Annotated in this window: 22 protein-coding genes; 12 read left to right on the forward strand and 10 right to left on the reverse strand. The window is 65.1% G+C overall.

The genetic code is table 11. From position 1 onward, the window contains the following. Positions 1-69: 69 nt before the first annotated feature. From AB7Z56_RS18555 to AB7Z56_RS18575, 5 genes are all read right to left on the reverse strand, one after another. On the reverse strand, positions 70-528 hold the full coding sequence (locus AB7Z56_RS18555) for a PEGA domain-containing protein (protein ID WP_039147682.1): 459 nt from the start codon (positions 526-528) through the stop codon (positions 70-72). A 122-nt stretch (positions 529-650) separates the two neighbouring features. Next, complete coding sequence (locus AB7Z56_RS18560; RefSeq protein ID WP_166097124.1) at positions 651-2,072, reverse strand: MFS transporter; 1,422 nt, start codon at positions 2,070-2,072, stop codon at positions 651-653. A gap of 183 nt (positions 2,073-2,255) precedes the next feature. Beyond that, positions 2,256-3,281, reverse strand: coding sequence for an aldo/keto reductase (locus AB7Z56_RS18565; protein ID WP_085405546.1), 1,026 nt, complete (start codon positions 3,279-3,281; stop codon positions 2,256-2,258). Between the two features lie 116 nt (positions 3,282-3,397). Continuing rightward, positions 3,398-3,634, reverse strand: a complete 237-nt coding sequence (locus AB7Z56_RS18570; RefSeq protein WP_028150544.1) for a hypothetical protein — start codon at positions 3,632-3,634, stop codon at positions 3,398-3,400. A gap of 99 nt (positions 3,635-3,733) precedes the next feature. Continuing rightward, a complete protein-coding gene (locus AB7Z56_RS18575) occupies positions 3,734-4,690 on the reverse strand; it encodes a helix-turn-helix domain-containing protein (protein WP_208070116.1) in 957 nt (318 codons plus the stop codon). Positions 4,691-4,885: 195 nt separating this feature from the next. On the opposite strand from AB7Z56_RS18575, the gene AB7Z56_RS18580 reads away from it, so the two are divergent. Both AB7Z56_RS18580 and AB7Z56_RS18585 read left to right on the forward strand, forming a co-directional pair. Next, positions 4,886-5,902: a carbon-nitrogen hydrolase family protein gene (locus AB7Z56_RS18580; protein WP_208070118.1), complete on the forward strand. Its 1,017-nt coding sequence runs from the start codon at positions 4,886-4,888 to the stop codon at positions 5,900-5,902. Between the two features lie 28 nt (positions 5,903-5,930). Then, entirely contained in the window at positions 5,931-6,971 is a 1,041-nt protein-coding gene (locus AB7Z56_RS18585; protein WP_354124220.1) for a phenylacetaldoxime dehydratase family protein, read from the forward strand. Here the strand turns inward: AB7Z56_RS18585 and AB7Z56_RS18590 are convergent. After that, positions 6,968-7,606, reverse strand: a complete 639-nt coding sequence (locus AB7Z56_RS18590; protein ID WP_247315967.1) for an HAD family hydrolase — start codon at positions 7,604-7,606, stop codon at positions 6,968-6,970. The genes AB7Z56_RS18585 and AB7Z56_RS18590 overlap by 4 nt on opposite strands. A 292-nt stretch (positions 7,607-7,898) precedes the next feature. Between AB7Z56_RS18590 and AB7Z56_RS18595 the strand changes: the two genes are divergently transcribed. From AB7Z56_RS18595 to AB7Z56_RS18620, 6 genes are all read left to right on the forward strand, one after another. Then, positions 7,899-8,093, forward strand: a complete 195-nt coding sequence (locus AB7Z56_RS18595) for a hypothetical protein (protein WP_354124221.1) — start codon at positions 7,899-7,901, stop codon at positions 8,091-8,093. A gap of 56 nt (positions 8,094-8,149) precedes the next feature. Then, positions 8,150-8,398, forward strand: a complete 249-nt coding sequence (locus AB7Z56_RS18600) for a type VI secretion system-associated protein TagO (RefSeq protein WP_071913045.1) — start codon at positions 8,150-8,152, stop codon at positions 8,396-8,398. A gap of 108 nt (positions 8,399-8,506) precedes the next feature. Next, positions 8,507-10,792: a glycosyltransferase family 4 protein gene (locus AB7Z56_RS18605; protein WP_354124222.1), complete on the forward strand. Its 2,286-nt coding sequence runs from the start codon at positions 8,507-8,509 to the stop codon at positions 10,790-10,792. A 34-nt stretch (positions 10,793-10,826) separates the two neighbouring features. Beyond that, entirely contained in the window at positions 10,827-12,125 is a 1,299-nt protein-coding gene (locus tag AB7Z56_RS18610) for a glycoside hydrolase family 130 protein (protein WP_085405552.1), read from the forward strand. Between the two features lie 59 nt (positions 12,126-12,184). Then, positions 12,185-12,427, forward strand: a complete 243-nt coding sequence (locus AB7Z56_RS18615; protein ID WP_063982778.1) for a hypothetical protein — start codon at positions 12,185-12,187, stop codon at positions 12,425-12,427. Between the two features lie 42 nt (positions 12,428-12,469). Further along, positions 12,470-12,664, forward strand: a complete 195-nt coding sequence (locus tag AB7Z56_RS18620) for a hypothetical protein (protein WP_354124223.1) — start codon at positions 12,470-12,472, stop codon at positions 12,662-12,664. 82 nt (positions 12,665-12,746) lie between these two features. Here AB7Z56_RS18620 and AB7Z56_RS18625 read toward each other — a convergent pair whose 3' ends face one another. Next, complete coding sequence (locus AB7Z56_RS18625; protein ID WP_441256390.1) at positions 12,747-13,763, reverse strand: TRAP transporter substrate-binding protein; 1,017 nt, start codon at positions 13,761-13,763, stop codon at positions 12,747-12,749. Positions 13,764-13,784: 21 nt separating this feature from the next. Between AB7Z56_RS18625 and AB7Z56_RS18630 the strand changes: the two genes are divergently transcribed. The 4 genes from AB7Z56_RS18630 to tsaA all read left to right on the forward strand — a co-directional run bounded on the left by AB7Z56_RS18630 (position 13,785) and on the right by tsaA (position 16,544). After that, positions 13,785-14,825, forward strand: a complete 1,041-nt coding sequence (locus AB7Z56_RS18630; protein WP_224580780.1) for a lytic transglycosylase domain-containing protein — start codon at positions 13,785-13,787, stop codon at positions 14,823-14,825. Between the two features lie 108 nt (positions 14,826-14,933). Then, on the forward strand, positions 14,934-15,674 hold the full coding sequence (locus AB7Z56_RS18635; protein WP_063982781.1) for an AzlC family ABC transporter permease: 741 nt from the start codon (positions 14,934-14,936) through the stop codon (positions 15,672-15,674). Further along, on the forward strand, positions 15,671-16,021 hold the full coding sequence (locus tag AB7Z56_RS18640; protein WP_063982782.1) for an AzlD domain-containing protein: 351 nt from the start codon (positions 15,671-15,673) through the stop codon (positions 16,019-16,021). Before AB7Z56_RS18635 ends, AB7Z56_RS18640 begins: the two co-directional genes overlap by 4 nt. A 31-nt stretch (positions 16,022-16,052) precedes the next feature. Then, positions 16,053-16,544: a tRNA (N6-threonylcarbamoyladenosine(37)-N6)-methyltransferase TrmO gene (gene tsaA, locus AB7Z56_RS18645; RefSeq protein ID WP_063982783.1), complete on the forward strand. Its 492-nt coding sequence runs from the start codon at positions 16,053-16,055 to the stop codon at positions 16,542-16,544. A gap of 118 nt (positions 16,545-16,662) precedes the next feature. On the opposite strand, the gene AB7Z56_RS18650 is transcribed toward tsaA, so the two are convergent. The 3 genes from AB7Z56_RS18650 to AB7Z56_RS18660 form a co-directional block, all read right to left on the reverse strand. Then, on the reverse strand, positions 16,663-17,091 hold the full coding sequence (locus AB7Z56_RS18650; RefSeq protein WP_063982784.1) for an HIT domain-containing protein: 429 nt from the start codon (positions 17,089-17,091) through the stop codon (positions 16,663-16,665). Positions 17,092-17,142: 51 nt separating this feature from the next. Then, complete coding sequence (locus tag AB7Z56_RS18655; RefSeq protein ID WP_231142130.1) at positions 17,143-18,384, reverse strand: GNAT family N-acetyltransferase; 1,242 nt, start codon at positions 18,382-18,384, stop codon at positions 17,143-17,145. Between the two features lie 213 nt (positions 18,385-18,597). Beyond that, positions 18,598-19,344, reverse strand: coding sequence for a glycerophosphodiester phosphodiesterase (locus tag AB7Z56_RS18660; RefSeq protein ID WP_063982786.1), 747 nt, complete (start codon positions 19,342-19,344; stop codon positions 18,598-18,600). Between the last annotated feature and the right edge of the window lie 5 nt (positions 19,345-19,349).

Raw genomic sequence — 19,349 nt, forward strand, 5'->3', positions numbered from 1 at the left:
GCGAGCGATATGAATTGAAAAGGCCGGCTGAAAAGCCGGCCTTTTTGTTTGCGTGGCAGTTGCGAGGCGCTAGGTGCCGGTGTCGGGCGCAGGCGCCGCCGGCGACCGCGGCTTCTTCGGCGCGGGTGGCCGTGCGCGGGCAGGAGCTGACGGCTGCATGGTCACGATGACAGGATTCGGCTTGTGATCGGTTGCCGCCCCGGTGGCAGCATCGACGCCCATGCCGACGACACCGCCGAGCAAAAGATTTCCCGCGAAGCCGGCGGCCCCGGAGGTCGGTATGTCCCGGCTGAGCGGCACGATCTGCGGTTCATAGCCTTCCTTCTGGAAGGTGATCGAAATGTCGGCGTTCCGCTTGACGACCACGGAGCACGGCGTCGTGCAGGTGGTCGGAACTTCCATTCCGCTGACGACGGCTTCCACGCCCGACGGTGTCGATGAGATGCTGATGTTTTCGGTCGTACCACGCGTGACAGACGCGCAGCCGCCCAGCATGACGCTGAGCGCCACAATTCCAAATGAACGCATGAAATGCCCCTTATTCCCCGCGTCAATGAAGCGCAACCGGAGCGGGAGGGCAATACGTCATTGGTCCAGATAGTTAAGCCACGCACAAGTTGCGCGCGAGAGCAGCAGAACCTGGACGTGAGCTATTCGCCGCGCAGGCGCTGGTCGTCCTGTACCCGGACGTGCTCGGCGCCGCGCGCGCCCGCGGGCGAGAGCCGCAGCATGCTCAGCACTGCACCGCACAGCGCAAATCCGACGCCGACAAGGAGCGCGATCCTGGTTCCCTCGGTCGGATAGCGGCCGAGCAGCAGCGCCACCAGCGCCGCGCCGGTGGTCTGGCCGAGCAGGCGCGCCGTGCCCAGCATACCGCTGGCGCCGCCGGCGCGCTCGCGCGGGGCGGCCGCGATCATGGTGCGGTTGTTGGGGGTCTGGAACAGGCCGAAGCCGGCCCCCGCCAGCGCCATCCGCCAGATCACGTCGAGCGGCGTCGGGCTTGCAGGCAGGAAGGCGAGTGCGCCGAGGCCGCAGGCAAACAGCGTGAGCCCGATGCCGCCGAGCAGGCCGGCCGGATAATGCTCGACCAGGCGGCCGGCGAGCGGGGCTGCGAACGCCACCGCGATCGGCCATGGCGTGATCAGGAGCCCCATATGCACGGCGGAATAGCCGAAGCGGCTCTGGAGGTAGAAGGGGATCGCGACGAAGGCCAGCATCTGTCCGCAGAACGAGGCGATCGAAGTGGCGATCGACAGCGCGAACACCGGGATGCGCAACAGGTCGACCGGCAGCAGCGGCGAGGTCATGTGGGTTTCGCGGTAGATCAGCAGCGCGCCCGCGACGATGGCGATGGCGAATTGGACGAGACAGGTGATGGCGGCCTCGCCATGACCGACGCTGTCGACGGCCGCGATGCCGACGCCGAAGGTGATCGCGGACAGGCCTGCGCTCTGCCAGTCGAAGGAGCGGCTGGCGGGTTTTGTGTGCGGCAGGCTACGCAGGCCGAGCACCAGCGTCACCGCACCCAGCGGGACGTTGATGGCGAACAGCCAGGGCCAGGTTCCGACCGCCAGGATGCCCGCGGCGAGCGTCGGGCCGACCGCGGCCGAGAAGGCGACGACGAGCGCGTTGATCCCGATGCCGCGGCCGAGCTGGCTGCGCGGATAGGTGAAGCGCACCAGCGCCGCGTTGACGCTCATGATGCCGGCGGCGCCAAAACCCTGGATGATGCGCGCGATCGTCAGCAGCGGTAGCGTATGCGCCAGCGCGCAGAAGGCAGATGCGAGCGTGAACAGGACGAGCCCGGCCAGATAGACGCGGCGATAGCCGACGATCTCGCCGAGCGACGCCAGCGGCAGCAGCGAGATCGTGATCGCGAGCTGGTAGCCATTGACGATCCAGATCGAGAAGGCCGGGCTCGCGTCGAGGTCGGCTGCGATCGTCGGCAGCGCCACGTTGGCGATAGCGCTGTCGACGACCGCCATGATGATGCCGAGCGCAATCGTCAGCACCGCCTGGTTGCGCTGCGGCTGCGGCAGGCCGTCGGCATGCTCGATCGGGGCAGACGACATGATGGAGGCGCGCCTGATTGGAGCCGTGAGTCATCTCCGGATTAGGAAATTGCAGGATGGATCGCAACCCGGCAGGACCCGGACGGTTCCTGTGCCGGAAGCAGGCCTTCCGGCACAGGAAAACGGGTCGGGACCGCTTTCGCGAGGGCTCGGGGAGCCGAGCGGTCGGGCAGTTGGCCGTCTCTACACCGCCGGCGGATTGCGGTCGGTGAAGGTGGTGCGCTGGTGCCAGTAGGGATAGGGCAAGGTCACCTTGCTCGCGGCATCGAGCTTTGCGATCTGGTCCTTGGTCAATGTCCAGCCGACCGCGCCGAGATTCTCGCGCAGCTGCGTCTCGTTGCGCGCGCCGATGATCAGCGTCGAGACCGTCGGACGCTGGAGCAGCCAGTTCAGCGCGATCTGCGAGACGCTCTTGCCCGTCTCCTTGGCGACCTCGTCGATCGCCTCGACGACGCGATAGACGTGCTCATCGGGCACGGGCGGGCCGAAATCGGCGGTCTTGGGCAGGCGACTGACCTCGGGCTTCGGTTGACCCCGTCGGATTTTTCCGGTGAGGCGCCCCCATCCGAGCGGCGACCAGACCACGGCGCCGAGCCCCTGGTCGACGCCGAGTGGCATCAACTCCCATTCGTAGTCGCGCCCGATCAATGAATAATAGGTCTGGTTGGCGACGTAGCGTGGGAAGCCATGCTTGTCGGCAACCGAGAGCGACTTCATCAGGTGCCAGCCCGAAAAGTTGGAGACGCCGACATAGCGGATCTTGCCGGCGCGCACGAGCACGTCGAGAGTCGCAAGCACCTCTTCAGGCGGGGTGAACGCGTCGAAGCCGTGAAGCTGGAACAGGTCGATGTAATCGGTGCCGAGCCGGCTCAGCGAACCATCGATGGCCGCGAGCAGATGCTGCCGTGACGAGCCGATGTCGTTGGGTCCGTCGCCGAAGCGGAAGGTGGCCTTGGTCGAGATCAGAACCTTGTCGCGGCGGCCCTTGATGGCCTCGCCGAGGACACGCTCGGATTCGCCGAGCGAATAGACGTTGGCGGTGTCGAACATCGACACCCCGGCATCGAGGCAGATATCCAGAAGGCGCCGCGCCTCGGCCGCGTCCGTCGTGCCCCATGCAGCAAGGCGGCCGACGCCGCCGAAGGTGCCCGTTCCCAGGCTCAAAGCGGGCACCATGAGGCCGGATCGGCCCAAGCGTCGGTATTCCATCGATATGCTCCTCGGCTGGCCGCTGGTTGATCGGTGCGGCCTTGGGGTGCGATGGTAATGCAAGCGCGGGCCGTGTCCTATCACGCGCTCACATACCGGCCTTGCTCGGGAATGGCCTAGTCGTGCAGGCGCATGTCATCGAATGCTGCATCGGCAACGCGCGCGCCTGGTGTCTTCACCGATGACTGAGCCTCGACCCTGGTTGCGGGCGAGGGGAAGCAGGCAGCTTCGCCGTCACGCGCCTGCCGCGGCAGCAGCGTCAGGCCCCAGCCCACCAGGACCAGCACCGCGAGCCTGATCGCGATCACACCCAGCAACAGCTCCGATCCGCTTATGGTGGCGTGAGTCCTCATGCACGCCAGCCTGATGCGCGCAGCCGGACAAGGCAATCTGGAATTGACGAGCCTTGCCTTCGCCTGCAGCGAAGGCTCAAGGTGATAGCTGGCTGGATGTCAGTGCCGCAACTGGCTCTGCCTGAAGTCGCGCGGCGACATTCCGAAATGCTCGCGGAAAACGCGGCCGAAATGCGAGAGGTCGTTGAAGCCCCAGGCGAAGGCGATCTCGCTGACGTGGCGATGGGCCAGCACGGGCGAGGCGAGGTCACGCCGGCATTGGGCGAGACGCTCGGCAAGCACGTGGCGCTGGAACGAGGTATCCTCGTCGGCAAGGAGATCGTTCACGTAGCGCGGCGAGATGCCGAGTGCAGCCGCGGCCTCCGACAGCGAGAGGTCGGGATCCGCGAGGTGAGCGCGGATGTGGGACTTCAAGCGGTAGAGCAGGGCGGAGCGGTGGGTGGAGGACGGCAGCGATGTCTTGCCGAGCCGTTCGCTCAGCGCCATCGCGAGCAGATCGACGGCCTGCTCCGACAGCGCCGCAGCGTTGTCCGGGGCAAGTCGGTCCGCGCTCTGGCAAAGCCTGAAGATGAAATCATAGGCGAGCCGTTCGAGCGGCACATCGGCGCCGAACGACATCGCGGTGAGCGTCTCGGTGGCGCCGAGCCGGCGCTGCAACATCTCGCGCGGCACCTTGAAGATCGTTTGCGTGAAGGCGTGGTTGAACTTCAGCTCATAGGGACGCGTCGTGTCGTAGAGCGCGAACTCGCCGGGATGGATCACGGTCTCGCGGCCGTCCTGCACCACGCCTCCGTCGCCGCGATTGCCGAGCGCAACCAGGACAAAATCCTGATCCGAACGCGCGATGCGGGATGGCGTCCGGAACACGTGCTGGCGGTCGGAGCAGACCTCGGAGCACACGGCCCTGCCGAGCGGGGCCTGCGTGACCGAGCCGCGAAAGGCGCTGCCGAGGTCGGACTTGCAGTCGAGCCCGACGAAAACGTCGCAGACGATGTCCTGCCACAGCGCCAGCCGCCGGTAGCCGGGGCTGCCGTCTGTCGTGAACTGGATTGGCATCGGCAAGCCTCCCTGTCACATCCAGCAAACCGCATGTTGGCGCAGACCCAGCCAGACCGAAGGCAAGTCCCGTACCCGTCGGCGATCCCGGCCAGTCGAGTTTTTGTTCCACTGCGGTCGAGCGCCCGGCCGGGTGGCTTGGCCAAATAGACTGCATCGGACGTGGCTTCCGATCAACCGGCAATGGAGGCGGCAATGGGCATCGAACATCCGAAATACAAGGTCGCGGTGGTGCAGGCGGCGCCGGCCTGGCTGGATCTCGACGCCTCGATCGACAAGTCGATCGCGCTGATCAGGGACGCCGCCGAGAAGGGCGCCAAGCTGATCGCCTTTCCCGAGGCCTTCATCCCCGGCTACCCCTGGCATATCTGGATGGACTCGCCGGCCTGGGCGATCGGCCGCGGCTTCGTCCAGCGCTACTTCGACAACTCGCTGTCCTATGACAGTCCGCAGGCCGAGCGGCTGCGCGACGCCGTACGCAATGCAAAGCTCACCGCCGTGCTCGGCCTGTCCGAGCGTGACGGCGGCAGTCTCTATCTGGCGCAATGGCTGATCGGGCCGGACGGCGAGACCATCGCAAAGCGCCGCAAGCTGCGGCCGACCCATGCCGAGCGCACGGTCTATGGCGAGGGTGACGGCAGCGATCTCGCCGTCCACGCAAGATCGGACATCGGCCGCATCGGCGCATTGTGCTGCTGGGAGCATCTCCAGCCACTGTCGAAATACGCGATGTACGCCCAGAACGAGCAGGTGCATGTCGCGGCCTGGCCGAGCTTTTCGCTCTACGATCCCTTTGCGCCGGCGCTCGGCGCCGAGGTCAACAATGCCGCCTCGCGCGTCTATGCGGTGGAGGGCTCCTGCTTCGTGCTCGCGCCGTGCGCGACGGTCTCGCAGGCCATGATCGATGAGCTCTGCGACCGTCCGGACAAGAATGCGTTGCTGCATGTCGGCGGCGGATTCGCCGCGATCTACGGTCCCGACGGCAGCCAGATCGGCGACAAGCTGGCGCCGGACCAGGAAGGGCTGCTGATTGCCGAGATCGATCTCGGCGCCATCGGTGTTGCCAAGAACGCTGCCGATCCCGCCGGGCATTATTCGCGGCCCGACGTGACGCGGCTCCTGCTCAACAAGAAGCGATATCAGCGCGTCGAGCAGTTCGCGCTGCCGGTCGACACCATTGAGCCCACGGACATCGCGGCGGCGGCGAGTTGATCGCCGGGATCAAGGGGAGGGTACGATCATGGAATCCGCAATTCCTCTGCATCTCGAGACCCAGCGCACGCGCCACAAGAGCGTGCCGGACGATTACCAGCCGCCATATCCGTCGTTCGTGGCGCGCTACAAGCCCGCCGTGAGCCGCGTCGTGATGGCCTATTTCGGTGTGCAGTATCGTGGCGCGGCGCCTGCGGCTGCGACGGCGGCACTCGCCGAGATCGCGGCGCGGTTTGCTGCCGAGGGCGGGCCTTCGCATTGGGACCGCGCCCGCTACGTCGACCGCGCCGGTTATGAGACCGTCGTGTCGGTTGCCTATTGGGACGACGTCGCGCGCTTCGACGCATGGTTCGCGCCGGCACGCGAGGCGTGGACTGTGAAGGCGCGCGAGGGCATCGGCACCTTCATCGAGGTGCTGCGTCCCGCCGTGGCCCGGCACGAGACGCTGTTCTCCTCGCTCGACCGGCCCGAGGGCGTGGCCGCAATCGCCGACGGCATGAGCGGCGAGGTGCAGGAGCACGCTTATTGGGGCGGCATGCGCGATCGCATTCCGCTGTCGCAGACCGATCCGATGACGCCGGGCGGCGCGCCGGAATTGATCCGCGACGGCGCGCGGCTGCGCGTGAAGGCGCACGACAATCTCTGCCTGATCCGCTCCGGGCAGGACTGGAGCGATACGGAGGCGTCGGAGCGAAAACTTTACCTCGACGATGTCGAGCCGGTGCTGCGCGAGGGCATGGATTTTCTGCGCGACGACGGGCTAGCCATCGGATGCTACGCCAACCGTTACATGCAGGTGCTTTCGGCCGACGGCAAAGTGAGCGAAAAGTCCTACGGCCAGAGCTGGTGGAAGAGCCTCGCCGCACTGGAGCGCTGGGCGGAGTCGCATCCGACCCACGTCAAGATATTCGGCGCGGCGATGAAATACCTGTCGACGCTCGGGCCGTCGGCAAAGCTGCGGCTCTATCACGAGGTCACGGTGGCCGCCGCGGACGAGCAGTTCTTCGAATATCTGAACTGCCATTCGAAGACCGGCATGCTGGCGGCGGTCGAGACCGTCAGCGCCTAGGCTGCGCAGTGGCCGAGCAGTTCGGGATGCGCGGCGCAGATGTGATGCGCGCCGGCATCCCGCAGCTCGGCCTCGCTGCCATAGCCATAGAGCACGCCGATCGCGGTCATGCCGTTGGTGCGGGCGCCGACCACGTCGTGGCTGCGGTCGCCGATCATGATCGCGCTGACGGGATCGACCTTCGCTTCGACGAGCGCGTAGCGCAGCAGGTCGCGCTTGTCGACACGCGTGCCGTCGAGCTCGGAACCGAACACGCGCTCGAAATACGGCTTCAGGCCGAAATGATCGACGATGCGGATGGCGTAGACCGCGGGCTTGCTGGTGGCGACGAACATGCGCTGGCTGGTTGCGGCGATCGTCGTCAGCGTGTCGATGATGCCGGCATAGGCCTCATTCTCGAACAGGCCGATATCGGCAAATCGCTCGCGATAAAGCAGTAGCGCACGGTCGGCGAGCTCGTCGCTTCCGGTGAGCTTCTTCAGGCTGGCGTGCAGGGGCGGCCCGATGCACCAGGTCAGCTCGTCCTCGCTCGGTACGGCAAGGTCGAGCCGCTCCAGCGCGTATTGGATTGAGCGGGTGATCCCGGGCTTCGGGTTGGTCAGCGTGCCGTCGAGATCGAAGAAGATTGTAGCCATGCCAGTCGTGCCCGTGTTGATACCGCCGTTGTTTGACCTAAACGACGCGGCTGCTCAAGGCAACGCCGCCGCGTCGCGCGACGTTTTAAAGCTCGCTATTGGCAGGGCTTAAGCGTAGGGTCCTGCGATCACCGCCCTTCCCATGGCATCCATCGGTGACTGAGGGTCACTAGCGCTCCCGCCGAACGAGGAGGAGCGCGCATGCCTCGCTTTAATCTGGCCGACTGGATCGTGCCGCCGGTGATAGTCCCGCTGTTTCTGTTGCTCCTGGTGGCCGCCGCGGCTTTTCTGCATGGATAGGACGCCGCTCCAATATCTGGTGAGCGGACACGATCAAAGCGGCTATGTCAGCCTGGCCCGCACCACGACGGCCGCCGCTCTGAAGAAGGCGAGGGAGCTGTTGCAGGAAGGCTATGTCGACGTGCGGATATGCACGCCGCAAGGCCGGGTTCTGCTGTCTGACGAGTTCGACCAGTTCGAGGCATGAGGAACGCAGGGGCGTCAAACGGCGCGCCCGGATCCTCAGCGAGGAACGATACCCGTATGAAAATGCTTATTGTCGCATTGGCGCTTGGCACATTCGTGCAAAGTGCAGTCGCCAAAGAGCCGGACTGCCGCGCGATCGAGAGCACGAGCGGACGGCTCGCCTGTTACGACGCCGCGTTTCCGCCGAAAGCGAAGCAACCCACTGCCGCCGAACAAGACGCCGCGCGGGCTGCCTACAAGGACCCCTTCATTGCGGAAGAGGCCAGAACCGCAGCGAAGCTGAAGAATATCTGTCGCGGCTGTTGAGGTTTGCAATCAAGCAGCGCGTGGCAGAGGTGACGGACGATAGAAATCGCCGGCGCGTCCGCCCGCCGTGCACGCTCCGACATCAAGCGAAATCATAGAGGTGCCGACATGACGCCGCTCCGCCGTATCGCCGTGATCGGCAACTCGCTGCCTCGACGATGCGGAATTGCGACCTATACGACCGACCTGAAGAACGCGATATCGATTTCGCGCCAGGATCTGGAGACCTGCATCGTGGCAATGACCGATCGCGGTCAAGCCTATGATTATCCTCCGGCGGTCGCGTTCCAGATCAAGGACGGCAATATCGAAGACTACATGCGGGCCGCGGATTTCCTCAATGCCGGCCGGTTCGATGCCGTGTGTTTGCAGCACGAGTTCGGGATTTTCGGTGGTGAGGCCGGGGCCCATATCCTCGTGCTGTTGTCCCGCCTTGCCATGCCGGTGGTGACGACGTTCCATACCGTGCTCGCCGATCCGACACCTGCGCAGCGGACGGTCATGGAGCGCATCGTCGAGGCGTCGTCGAAGGTCGTGGTGATGGCCAATAAGGGCCGCGAACTGCTGCGCGACGTCTACCGGGTGGCCGATGACAAGATCGAGGTCATCGCCCACGGCATTCCGGATGTCGCCTTCGTCGAGCCTGATGCAGCGAAGGCCAAGCTTGGATTTGAGCAAAAATCGGTCATCCTGACATTCGGCCTGTTGTCACCGAACAAGGGCATCGAAATCATGATCGACGCCATGCCGTCGATTCTGAAGCGCTGCGCGAATGCGGTGTATGTCGTGCTTGGCGCAACGCACCCCAACCTGGTCCGAAACCAGGGCGAGGCCTATCGCGAGAGCCTGGTGGCGCGGGTGCGCGAACTCGGAATTGACGACCACGTGGTGTTCTTCGACCGGTTCGCGGATCTCGCCACGCTGCTCGAATTCATCTCGATGTGCGACGTCTATGTCACGCCCTATCTCAACGAGGCCCAGATGACCTCGGGAACCCTGGCCTACAGCTTCGGATTGGGGAAGCCGGTCGTCTCGACGCCTTACTGGCACGCCCGCGAGCTGCTTGCCGACGGGTGCGGCGTGCTGGTGCCTTTCAGCGACGCCGCGGCGATCGGCAACGAGATCGCAGGCCTGCTGACCGACGACGCCCGCCGGCAGGCGATGTCGCGGCGCGCCTATGCGGCGAGCCGGATGATGACATGGGAGCGGGTCGCCGAGCGCTACGTGTCCGTCTTCGACAATGTACGGCAAGGCCATCGGCTTAAGCTCTTCGCGGGCTCGGACATGAATGTGCCGGAGCCACGTAGCGCCGCATCGCCCGATATGCAGATCGGCCATTTCCTGTCGATGTGCGATGATGTCGGCCTGTTCCAGCATGCGGTCCATTCGGTGCCGGATCGCGCGCACGGCTATTGCGTCGACGACAATGCCCGAGCGCTGCTGCTGGCCTGCGCCCTCAATGGTCCAGGCGAACAGCCGCTGTCGGAAATCCTGACGAGCCGGTTTGCGGCATTCGTGCAGCACGCCTGGAATCCCGACACCGGGCAATTTCGCAACTTCATGGGGTTCAATCGAACCTGGCTTGAGGACAAAGGGTCGGAAGACAGTCACGGGCGGACGCTATGGGCTTTGGGCGAGGCTGCACGCAGAGACGCGAGCCCGTCCCGGCGCCTGTGGGCCGCTGCTTTGTTCGCCCAGGCATTGTCGATCGCGGCGAGCTTTCGTTCGCCCCGCGCATGGGCATTCATGCTGCTGGGCTTGGACGCCTATTGCGCTGTAGCTCCGGACGATCTCCACGCCAGGGACGTCCGGCATTCCCTTGCCGGCAGGTTGATGACCTGTCTGGCGTCGGTCGAGACGTCTGACTGGGTGTGGTTCGAGGAAGGGCTGGCCTACGACAACGCGCGGCTGCCGCAGGCGCTGATCCTCACAGGCATGGCGACGCAGGCGCCCCAATATCTCGATGCCGGATTGAGGTCTCTGCGCTGGCTCATGACGCAGCAGACGACCGCGGCAGGGCATTTCCGGCCGGTCGGCACCGCCGGCTTCGGCGAGCGGCGGCAACATCCCCGTGCGTTTGATCAGCAGCCCGTGGAGGCAACGGCGACGATCGCCGCCTGCCTCGCTGCGTGGCGTGCCGACGGCGATGCCGAATGGAAAGCCATGGCAACTCGGGCCTTCGCCTGGTTCCTGGGCAGCAACGATCTCTCAGTGGCGCTGGTCGATCCGCTCACTGGCAGTTGCCGGGATGGTTTGCACGCTGATCGCGCCAACGAAAACCGCGGAGGCGAGTCCGTTGTTTGCTATCTCCTCGGGCTTGCTGAGATGCGCCAGCTTGCGCGCGTCAACCCGAGCTTGACGAGGCCCACAGCCTTGCGCGCCGTGAGCGCCTGAACTTCATCTTTTCATTAAGCACGCCGAGGATACCGTGTCACAAGCTTCTTTCCTGAACCGGCAGGGGCTTAATCTGCGCCCCGATCCAGCGCGAGTCATCGTGCGGCCCTTCAAGCCGGCAACCGAACCCCGCGACCTGAACCCGACCGACAAGATGCGTGCAAATCATATCGTCGACCGGGTTCTTGCGCTCAGTTCGGAGGCCGTTGCAGTTCAGCTTGCGGATGTGCTCGACAATTTCCAGGGGCGACATCGTAACCTCCTGGAGCGGTTCGAGACCCGAGCGGATGAAATGGAGGACGCTTTCGCCACGCATGGCGTCTTCTCGAAGACGCAGCGCCAGCTGATTGGTGCCTATTTTCTCAGTGAGTATTCGTTCGAAGCCTCTGCCTTGTTCAACCCCAGCATCGTCCCGCACCCCGATCAATCGGGAGCACCGAACGGAGGTTCGCGATTCATCGTCAGCCTCCGGGCCATCGGCGAGGGGCATGTGTCGTCACTGACGTTTCGAACCGGAACGATTGCGGCTGACGGAAGCCTGGCCGTCGATCCGACGGCGCGCCTTGCCTCGGTCCCCCGGATCAGCCATCGCGTATCCGGATCGGACGGCGACCGTGTGGAACTGGTGTTCAGGCCCGAGGAAGACCTCAGCGAGCGGGTCATCTTTCCCGTGACCGAATCCCAATCCAACGGCATCGAGGATGCGCGCTTCGTCAAATTCAACGACGGTGATCGGGCGATCTACTACGCGACCTATACGGCCTATAGCGGACGTGCGATCCGGTCTGAATTGATCGAGACCAGCGACTTCATGTCGTTTCGGCTAACGCCTTTGCGGGGGGCTGCAGCCCACAACAAGGGCATGGCGCTGTTCCCACGCAAGATCGACGGCCGCTATGCCATGATCGCGCGACAGGACAATGAGAACCTGTATCTGGTCTATTCGGACGACCTCTACACATGGGAGGGCGGCCGGGTGCTTTTGAAACCGCAATTTCCCTGGGAGTTCGTCCAGATCGGCAATTGCGGGGCACCCATCGAACTTGACGAAGGTTGGCTGCTGCTGACGCACGGTGTCGGCCCGATCCGGAAATACTCGATCGGAGCGGCTCTGCTCGACAAGCGCGACCCGTCCAGGGTGCTGGCTCGCTCGGCCGAGCCGCTGCTGCGGCCTGAACCGTCCGAACGCGAAGGGTATGTCCCCAACGTCGTCTATACCTGCGGTGCGATGAGGCACAATGACCAGATCATCCTGCCATATGCCGTGTCGGACACCTTCTCCAGCTTTGCAACGATCAGGATTTCCGCGCTCATCGAAGCGATGCGCGGCTGAGCGCGGTTGTCGCGGTCGTTGACGTCAACTCCGTGTGTCAACAGGTCAGAGGTGCCGTCATGGTCCGCGAAACAACCTACGTGGTGCAGGCGTTCAACGCCGGCAAGGGTGGAAATCTGAAGGCCGACTCTCCCATCGTCTGCAAGTCGGAAAGCGGCGCGCTGCGCACGGCGGAGAGACTGGCCTTGAGCAAACTCGGCGTCGTCGCGTTCTCGTCCAGCGGCGATCCCGAAATGGGTGACTATGACGATGAGCCTACGGTGTTCTTCCGAAAGGGCGAGCTTCCGGCTGGTTTCGACTGAGGCCCTGATCGTGGTCGAGCAGATATTGGCGGAGAGGCACAGATGAACGAGCGACTGGACATATTGAGGAAGGCCCGCGATCGAATGATCGAGGACAGGGACACGCATGCGAAGGTGCTGGCCGCTCCCTTTGATCGCGACAATGCCGAGCGAGCACGGAACAAGTTTGTCGAGCTTCAAACGCTGATCGATGCCCTGGACCGCGCAATCAGCGCAGAAAAGCCGGCCTCGGCATAGGACCGAAGCGAGTGAAGGGCGGGACTGGCGGACATTTCAACGCAGCACCGCTGTGGCAAGCCGGCGGCCGCCACGGCTCGCCCTATTGCTGTCTCGCCCATTCGACGATCGCCGCGGCATCGGCGCCCGCCTGCGTCTCCCAGGTGGCGATCGCGGGCGTTGCCGCTTTCCGGAGCGCGGCGACGAGGGACGCCGGCGCCGGCTCGGCGATGCGGACGCCGTTGTCGCGCATGCGCGCATAATTTTCGATGGTGCGATGGGTCAATAGCGCGAATTGGCTTTGCTCGGTCTCGGCCGCCGCGGCCAGGACCTCGCGCTGCACCGGCTCGGACAGTTCGGCAAATGCGTCGCTGCGGACGAAGGCGATCGAGACCGGCATCGCGTAGTTGATCGCTGTGAAGTAGGGCAGGAAGTCCCAGAGCTTGCGTCCCGCGCCGCCGTCGCCGGAGGTCAGGAACGCATTCAGCCGGTGCTCCCTGAGGCCAGCGAGTGCCGCGTCCATCGGCAGGAACTGTGCATTCGCGCCGGCCGCGCGCATGACCTCGCCGGAGTTGGCGTCGTAGGCCCGCAAATTCAGTCTCGGCAGGGCGTCGGCGCCTTCCAGCGCATGGTCCGACCAGAGGCCCGTGGCCGGCCAGATCGTGACGTAGAGCAGCTTCAGGCCGCGCGCCGCGAGCGCCTTCTCGTAGAGCGGGCGCGCCCGCAGATTGGTGGCGCGGGCGAGGTCGACGGACTGCACCAGAAAGGGCAGGGTGGACAATCCGAGCACCGGGTCGAGGCCCGAAAGCGCGCCCGCGAAGGCGTCGCCGCCGGCGATGCGACCATCCAGCGCGGCGCGCGGCATTTCGCCCGAGTTGATCTTGAGCTCGTTGTCGAAAGCGCTAGCTACGGTCACGAAACCGTTTGTGCGCGCCGCGACGCGATCGGCGAAACTGGTGAGCCCGATCCCGGAAATGTTGTTTTGCGGATATTCCGTGGTCATCCGCCAGTTGACTTGCGCCATGGAGGGCGCGGCGGACAGGACGAGGGCTAGGAGGACGAGGATCGCGCGGATCCCCTGGGCGGGGCAGCGCATTGGGAGAAGCGGGTCAAACAGCATATATTGGCAACTCATCGAACCATGGCACGATGCCACAACATGGCAGATCATCTTGTTGCATGCCGCGCCGGAGCACGCCACAGCGATGCTTGGGCACGGCTGACGCGAACTGCATCACTCATCATCGCCGCACTGCTCGTCTCGGCGACACGGGTGGCGGCGTGGGACAGTTCGCCCGCGAAGACCAATATTGCTGTCCCCAGCGTCGAGGAGCTTGCGATGCCACCGGCGAATCCGGTCGCTGCGCGCGAGAGCGATACGCGGGAATCGATCTGCCTGATCGTCGAGGCCGCCGCACGGGATGCCAATCTGCCGCTGGAATTCTTCGCCCGCGTGATCTGGCAGGAAAGCCGATTCCAGGCCGATGCCGTGGGACCCATGACGCGCAGCGGCGAGCATGCGCAGGGGATCGCGCAGTTCATGCCGGGCACTGCGAGCGAGCGCGGGCTGCTCAATCCCTTCAACCCGGTGCAGGCGCTGCCGAAGTCGGCCGAATTTTTGAACGAGCTGCGCAACCAGTTCGGCAATCTCGGCTTGGCCGCAGCCGCCTATAACGCCGGGCCGCGCCGGGTGCAGGAATGGCTCGCCGGCACCGGCGGCATGCCGGAGCAGACCCGCAACTACGTCTATGCCATCACCGGCACGAGCGTTGACGCGTGGGCCAAGGCAGGAGCGACCGGCAAGGGACCGCCGAGTTCGCCGCCGACGAGCTGCCGCGATCTCATGGCGCTTCTGAAGCGCGCGCCGAATGCCTTCGTCGCCGAGCTCGAACAACATGTCGAGCTCGCTGCCGCAAAGGTCTGGGGCGTACAGCTCGCTGCCGGCTTCGACCGCAACAGGGCGCTGGCGATGTATTCCCGCGCCGTCACGCGGCTGACCGCGGTGATCGGCGAGCGCGATCCGAGCCTGCTAAGCTCGGTGATGCGCAGCCGCGGTACGCGCGCCTTCTACCAGGTGCGCATCGGCGCGGACACGCGCAGCGAGGCGGATGATCTGTGCAACCGCATCCGCAAGGCCGGCGGTGCCTGCTTCGTGCTGAAGAACCGGGGTGTGAGCGGGTAGGCGCGTCTGCCCGCGCGCGCATGCCAGCCCCGCCGCGCGCTTCCTTGACGCCAGCCACGGCATTGCCCGTTATGCGGGCACGATTCCGCAATCCGGCCAAAGACTCCCGTGGCGCTTCCTCCGCTCGATTCCCCTCAATGGCAAAGTTCCTGGCGCGCGTTTGCGTGGGGACTGCGTTCGATCACGCAGACGATCCTCACGCTTGTCCTGTTCGCGACCTATCTCGGCATCGGCGCGCTCGCCCATGACACCCATTTCAGCCTGCTCTGGGCGCTGTGCTCGACGCTGTTCGTCTGGGCGGGCCCCGCGCAGATCATTCTGATCACCACGCTCGGCTCCGGCGCGACCATCATCCAATCGGCGATCGCGGTCACCGTCAGCGCGATCCGGCTGTTTCCGATGGTGGTCTCGGTGCTGCCCCTGATGCGCACGCCGACGACCAAGCGGCGCGAGCTGTTCTTCGCCGCGCATCTTACGGCGGTGACACTGTGGGTCGAATGCCATCGCTTCCTGCCGCAGGTGCCGCGCGAGCGGCGCATCGCCTTCGTCAACGGACTTGGTTTTGGTCTGGTCTCAGTGTGTCTCACCGCCAACACGGTCGGCTATTTCCTTGCCGCCAACCTGACGCAGACGCTCGGGGCCGCGATCCTGATGCTGACGCCGCTGTCGTTCCTGTTCTCGACCGCGCGCAACAGTCGCGAGGTCGCCGACGTCGTCGCGCTGACCCTCGGGGTTCTGCTCTATCCGCTGGCCGCGAAGATGAACTCCGGGCTCGACATTCTCGTCAGCGGTTTGGTGGCCGGCACGATCGCTTATGGCGTGCATTGGTGGCGGGAGGTGCGCGCATGAGCTTTGCGCAGCTCATCGGCGACTGGCACGCACTCGTCGTGCTGTTCGTTGCGGGCGTTGTTCCCAACCAGATATGGCGCATGCTGGGCCTGTGGTTCGGCGGCGGCATCGACGAGGGCTCGGAGCTGCTGGTCTGGGTGAGGGCGGTCGCCACCGCCATCCTGGCCGGCGTCATCGCCCAGATCGTGGTGGAGCCGCCGGGGGCGCTCGCCAGCGTGCCGGACGTCTTGCGCTATGGCGCGGTCGGCGCAGGCCTCGTCGCCTTCCTGCTGACCCGCCGCTCGATCTTCGCAGGTGTGGTGACAGGCGAAGTCTTCATGCTGGCCGGAAAGTGGTGGTTAGGCTAAAACCACCGGCGAACAGCAAGGAACTGGAAATATGGTTCGCGAAAACGAGCTCCGCGAGGGCGAGGTCGCCATCGAGCTGCCGTCGACGGAGGATGCCGGCCTCGTCTTCATCGGCCGCATCCGCACGCCCTGGACCTCGCGGATGGAGACGCCGCGACAGGGGCGTCAGGACGGCCCGGTGTGCCGGCTCGAGATCTTCGAGCCGTTCGTGCCGGCCATCAAGGGCGTCGATTTCTACAGCAATCTCGAGGTGCTCTACTGGCTCGACAAGTCGCGCCGCGACATCGTCCTGCAAAGCCCGAAGAACAACGAGAAGACCCGCGGCACGTTTTCGCTGCGCTCACCGGTCCGGCCCAACCCGATCGGCACCTCGATCGTCAAGCTCGTCGGCATCGAGGGCAATGCCATTCTGGTGCGCGGGCTCGACTGCATCGACAACACGCCGCTGATCGACATCAAGCCAGATCGTTGCGAATTCACGCCGCTGGCCGCCCCGCAGGCAGGGGATTTTCAGTCGGAGTAGTTCGTCATTCCGGGGCGTGCCGAAGGCACGAGCCCGGAATCCATCGGGCAACAGAGACGGTGGTGAAGTGGATTCCGGGCTCGCGCTCCGCGCGCCCCGGAATGACGATGCGCGGCAATCAGCCCGCCTTCAACGCCGCGATCAGCTTGGCCGCGTTCTCTTCGAGGACCTTGACGTCTTCCTTGCGGCTGGCGGGTGGCAGCATGGCCACGCCGTCGTGGCGCGGCATCACGTGCATGTGGAGATGAAACACCACCTGGCCGCCGGCGGGCTCGTTGAACTGCTGCACGGTGATGCCGTCGGCCTCGAACGCTTTCATCGCAGCGGCCGCGATCTTGTGCGCGCCCCGGGCGACGTGGGCGTAGTCGTCAGGCTTGATGTCGAGGATGTTGCGGGCAGGGGCCTTCGGGATCACCAGCGTATGGCCCGATACCCGCGGCATGATGTCGAGGAAGGCAAACACATGCTCGTCCTCATAGACCTTGTGGCAGGAAAACTCGCCGCGCAGGATCTTCGCGAAGATGTTGTTGGGGTCGTAGGCGGTCATGGCGGCGGCTCCTCGAATTTTGCGCTTACTGTCATCAGCCGTGGCAAACCGTCAAGGCGCCTCGTCGACGCCTTTGCGGAACGGGCCGAGCTCGGCCAGCTCCCGTCCGGCCTCGGCGACATAGGCGCGCTCGCGCTTGAGGTAATCGTCGATGGCGCGGCGCAGGCCGGGATCGGCGATGAAGTGGGCGGAATGGGTCGTCCGCGGCAGGTAGCCGCGCGCGATCTTGTGCTCGCCCTGCGCGCCGGCCTCGACGTTGTCGAGGCCGTGTTTGATCGCGAAATCGATCGCCTGATAGTAGCAAACCTCGAAATGCAGGAACGGATGATGCTCGACCGCGCCCCAGTTGCGGCCGAACAGCGTATCCGAGCCGATGAAGTTGATCGCGCCCGCGATCCAGCGGCCGTTGCGGCGGGCCATCACCAGCAGCACGTCCTGGCTCATGGTCTCGCCGATCAGCGAGAAGAATTCGCGCGTGAGATAAGGCCGGCCCCATTTGCGCGACCCGGTCTCCATGTAGAATTCGAAGAAGGCGTCCCAGGCATCCTCGGTGATGTCGCTGCCGGTGAGCCAGTGGATGGTGATGCCGGTGGCAAGCGCATCGCGCCGCTCGCGCTTGATCGACTTGCGGTGGCGCGAATTGAGCGTGGTGAGGAAATCGTCGAAGGTCGCAAATCCCTCGTTATGCCAGTGGAACTGCTGATCGGTGCGCTGGAGGAAGCCGTGTCCGGCGAGCCGCTTCCACTCCGTCTCACGCGCGAAGGTCACGTGCACCGAGGAGGCCTTGCTGACGCCGCACAGCGCCACCAGCCCGCTTGCAAGCGCTTCAGCGATGCGCTCGCGATCCACGCCGTCGCGGACCAGCAGCCGGGGCCCTGTGGCCGGGGTGAAGGGAACCGAGACCTGGAGCTTCGGATAGTACCGTCCACCGGCGCGCTCATAGGCATCCGCCCAGCCGCGGTCGAAGACGTATTCGCCCTGGGAATGCGATTTCAGATAGCAGGGCACGACCCCGGCGACGCGGCCATCGACCTTGGCCACCAGATGCCGCGGCCCCCAGCCGGTGCGGATGGTTGCTGAACCCGATTTCTCAATCGCGGATAAAAACGCGTGCGAGACGAACGGGTTATAAGCGGGTTTTGAGAGGCCGAGGGAATCGCCTGGAAGCACGGATGAAGTTCCCGCGCCATACCCGTTGCAAGCCTTGTCGGGATTGGCACAGGCGTCCCAATCCTCGGCAGATACCTCGCCAATCGAGGGTACAGCCTCGAGTGTGATTTCAGATGATGCCATCGTGCCCAAGATCGTGCATTGCAGCAGCGACTTCAAGAGGCGGGAACCGAGCTCTCTCGTGCCCCAGACGCATCGCAGCGCGCAGCGGTGCAGAGCCGGGGCCCATCTCTCCGAATAGCGTGCCGCCTTCTGGATCCCGGCTCTGCACAGCAACGCTGCGCGTTGCAGCGCGTCCGGGACACGAGAGCAAGCGCTGTGCAACAGGTGTTCCCCCTACGGGACGAACCCCTCAAAGATCATCTGATCCGCATATTGTCCGACCCGCGTCCGCTGCTCCGGGGTGCGCACGGTCCAGCCGAGCAGGGCGCAGCCGAGGACGTTGCGGGCGATCCAGGGGGCGGGGGCCGGCAGGTGGTCAACCTTGAAGGCGACGAAATGCGGCTGGGTCTGAAAGCCGTGGCGCAGGTACAGCATGCTGTCGCGCTGCGCCTGCGTCAGCTTCGCCCAGTACTCGTCCTCGTAGGTCCGCTGCGCAACGATGCCGCGCGGGCGGGACGGCAACAGCTCACGCAGCGCCAGCACCTGGTCGGGATCGAACGACATGCCGACAGCGGGCCCCTGATAGGACGCCAGCACCTCGGCCATCCGCTTCACCAGCTTGCGGTCGCCGCCAAAATGGCTCTTCACCTCGATCACCAGCGGCACGCGCCCGGCGACCATGGCGCAGAGATCGGACAGCGACATCATCCGCTCGTCCGTGTCCTTGAACTTGACCGCCTTCAGCTCGGCCGCGGTCTTCTCGACCACCTCGCCGGTGGCCTCGGTGAGACGGCCGAGCGCGTGGTCATGGTGCACCATGGCCTCGCCGTCGGCGGAGAGCTGGATGTCGACCTCGATCGAGAAATTGCCCGCGATCGCAGCCTGCACCGCGCCCGGCATGTTCTCGACGACACCGCGGGAAATGTCATGCAGGCCGCGATGGGCGACCGGCCGGGCTGTCAGCCAATCAGGAGCGCGCAACGCCG

This window comes from Bradyrhizobium sp. 482_C4_N1_8 (assembly GCF_052075965.1).
Lineage (GTDB): Bacteria > Pseudomonadota > Alphaproteobacteria > Rhizobiales > Xanthobacteraceae > Bradyrhizobium > Bradyrhizobium barranii.

Excerpts from the sequence above, each read along its gene's own strand:
- AB7Z56_RS18630 (WP_224580780.1), top strand. The coding sequence starts at position 13,785 with ATGGCACGATGCCACAACATGGCAGATCATCTTGTTGCATGCCGCGCC.
- AB7Z56_RS18570 (WP_028150544.1), bottom strand. The coding sequence starts at position 3,634 with ATGAGGACTCACGCCACCATAAGCGGATCGGAGCTGTTGCTGGGTGTG.
- AB7Z56_RS18600 (WP_071913045.1), top strand. The coding sequence starts at position 8,150 with ATGAAAATGCTTATTGTCGCATTGGCGCTTGGCACATTCGTGCAAAGT.
- AB7Z56_RS18580 (WP_208070118.1), top strand. The coding sequence starts at position 4,886 with ATGGGCATCGAACATCCGAAATACAAGGTCGCGGTGGTGCAGGCGGCG.
- AB7Z56_RS18575 (WP_208070116.1), bottom strand. The coding sequence starts at position 4,690 with ATGCCAATCCAGTTCACGACAGACGGCAGCCCCGGCTACCGGCGGCTG.
- AB7Z56_RS18590 (WP_247315967.1), bottom strand. The coding sequence starts at position 7,606 with ATGGCTACAATCTTCTTCGATCTCGACGGCACGCTGACCAACCCGAAG.
- AB7Z56_RS18560 (WP_166097124.1), bottom strand. The coding sequence starts at position 2,072 with ATGTCGTCTGCCCCGATCGAGCATGCCGACGGCCTGCCGCAGCCGCAG.
- AB7Z56_RS18615 (WP_063982778.1), top strand. The coding sequence starts at position 12,185 with ATGGTCCGCGAAACAACCTACGTGGTGCAGGCGTTCAACGCCGGCAAG.
- AB7Z56_RS18605 (WP_354124222.1), top strand. The coding sequence starts at position 8,507 with ATGACGCCGCTCCGCCGTATCGCCGTGATCGGCAACTCGCTGCCTCGA.
- tsaA (WP_063982783.1), top strand. The coding sequence starts at position 16,053 with ATGGTTCGCGAAAACGAGCTCCGCGAGGGCGAGGTCGCCATCGAGCTG.
- AB7Z56_RS18555 (WP_039147682.1), bottom strand. The coding sequence starts at position 528 with ATGCGTTCATTTGGAATTGTGGCGCTCAGCGTCATGCTGGGCGGCTGC.
- AB7Z56_RS18565 (WP_085405546.1), bottom strand. The coding sequence starts at position 3,281 with ATGGAATACCGACGCTTGGGCCGATCCGGCCTCATGGTGCCCGCTTTG.
- AB7Z56_RS18625 (WP_441256390.1), bottom strand. The coding sequence starts at position 13,763 with ATGCTGTTTGACCCGCTTCTCCCAATGCGCTGCCCCGCCCAGGGGATC.
- AB7Z56_RS18585 (WP_354124220.1), top strand. The coding sequence starts at position 5,931 with ATGGAATCCGCAATTCCTCTGCATCTCGAGACCCAGCGCACGCGCCAC.
- AB7Z56_RS18640 (WP_063982782.1), top strand. The coding sequence starts at position 15,671 with ATGAGCTTTGCGCAGCTCATCGGCGACTGGCACGCACTCGTCGTGCTG.
- AB7Z56_RS18655 (WP_231142130.1), bottom strand. The coding sequence starts at position 18,384 with ATGGCATCATCTGAAATCACACTCGAGGCTGTACCCTCGATTGGCGAG.
- AB7Z56_RS18650 (WP_063982784.1), bottom strand. The coding sequence starts at position 17,091 with ATGACCGCCTACGACCCCAACAACATCTTCGCGAAGATCCTGCGCGGC.
- AB7Z56_RS18595 (WP_354124221.1), top strand. The coding sequence starts at position 7,899 with ATGGATAGGACGCCGCTCCAATATCTGGTGAGCGGACACGATCAAAGC.
- AB7Z56_RS18620 (WP_354124223.1), top strand. The coding sequence starts at position 12,470 with ATGAACGAGCGACTGGACATATTGAGGAAGGCCCGCGATCGAATGATC.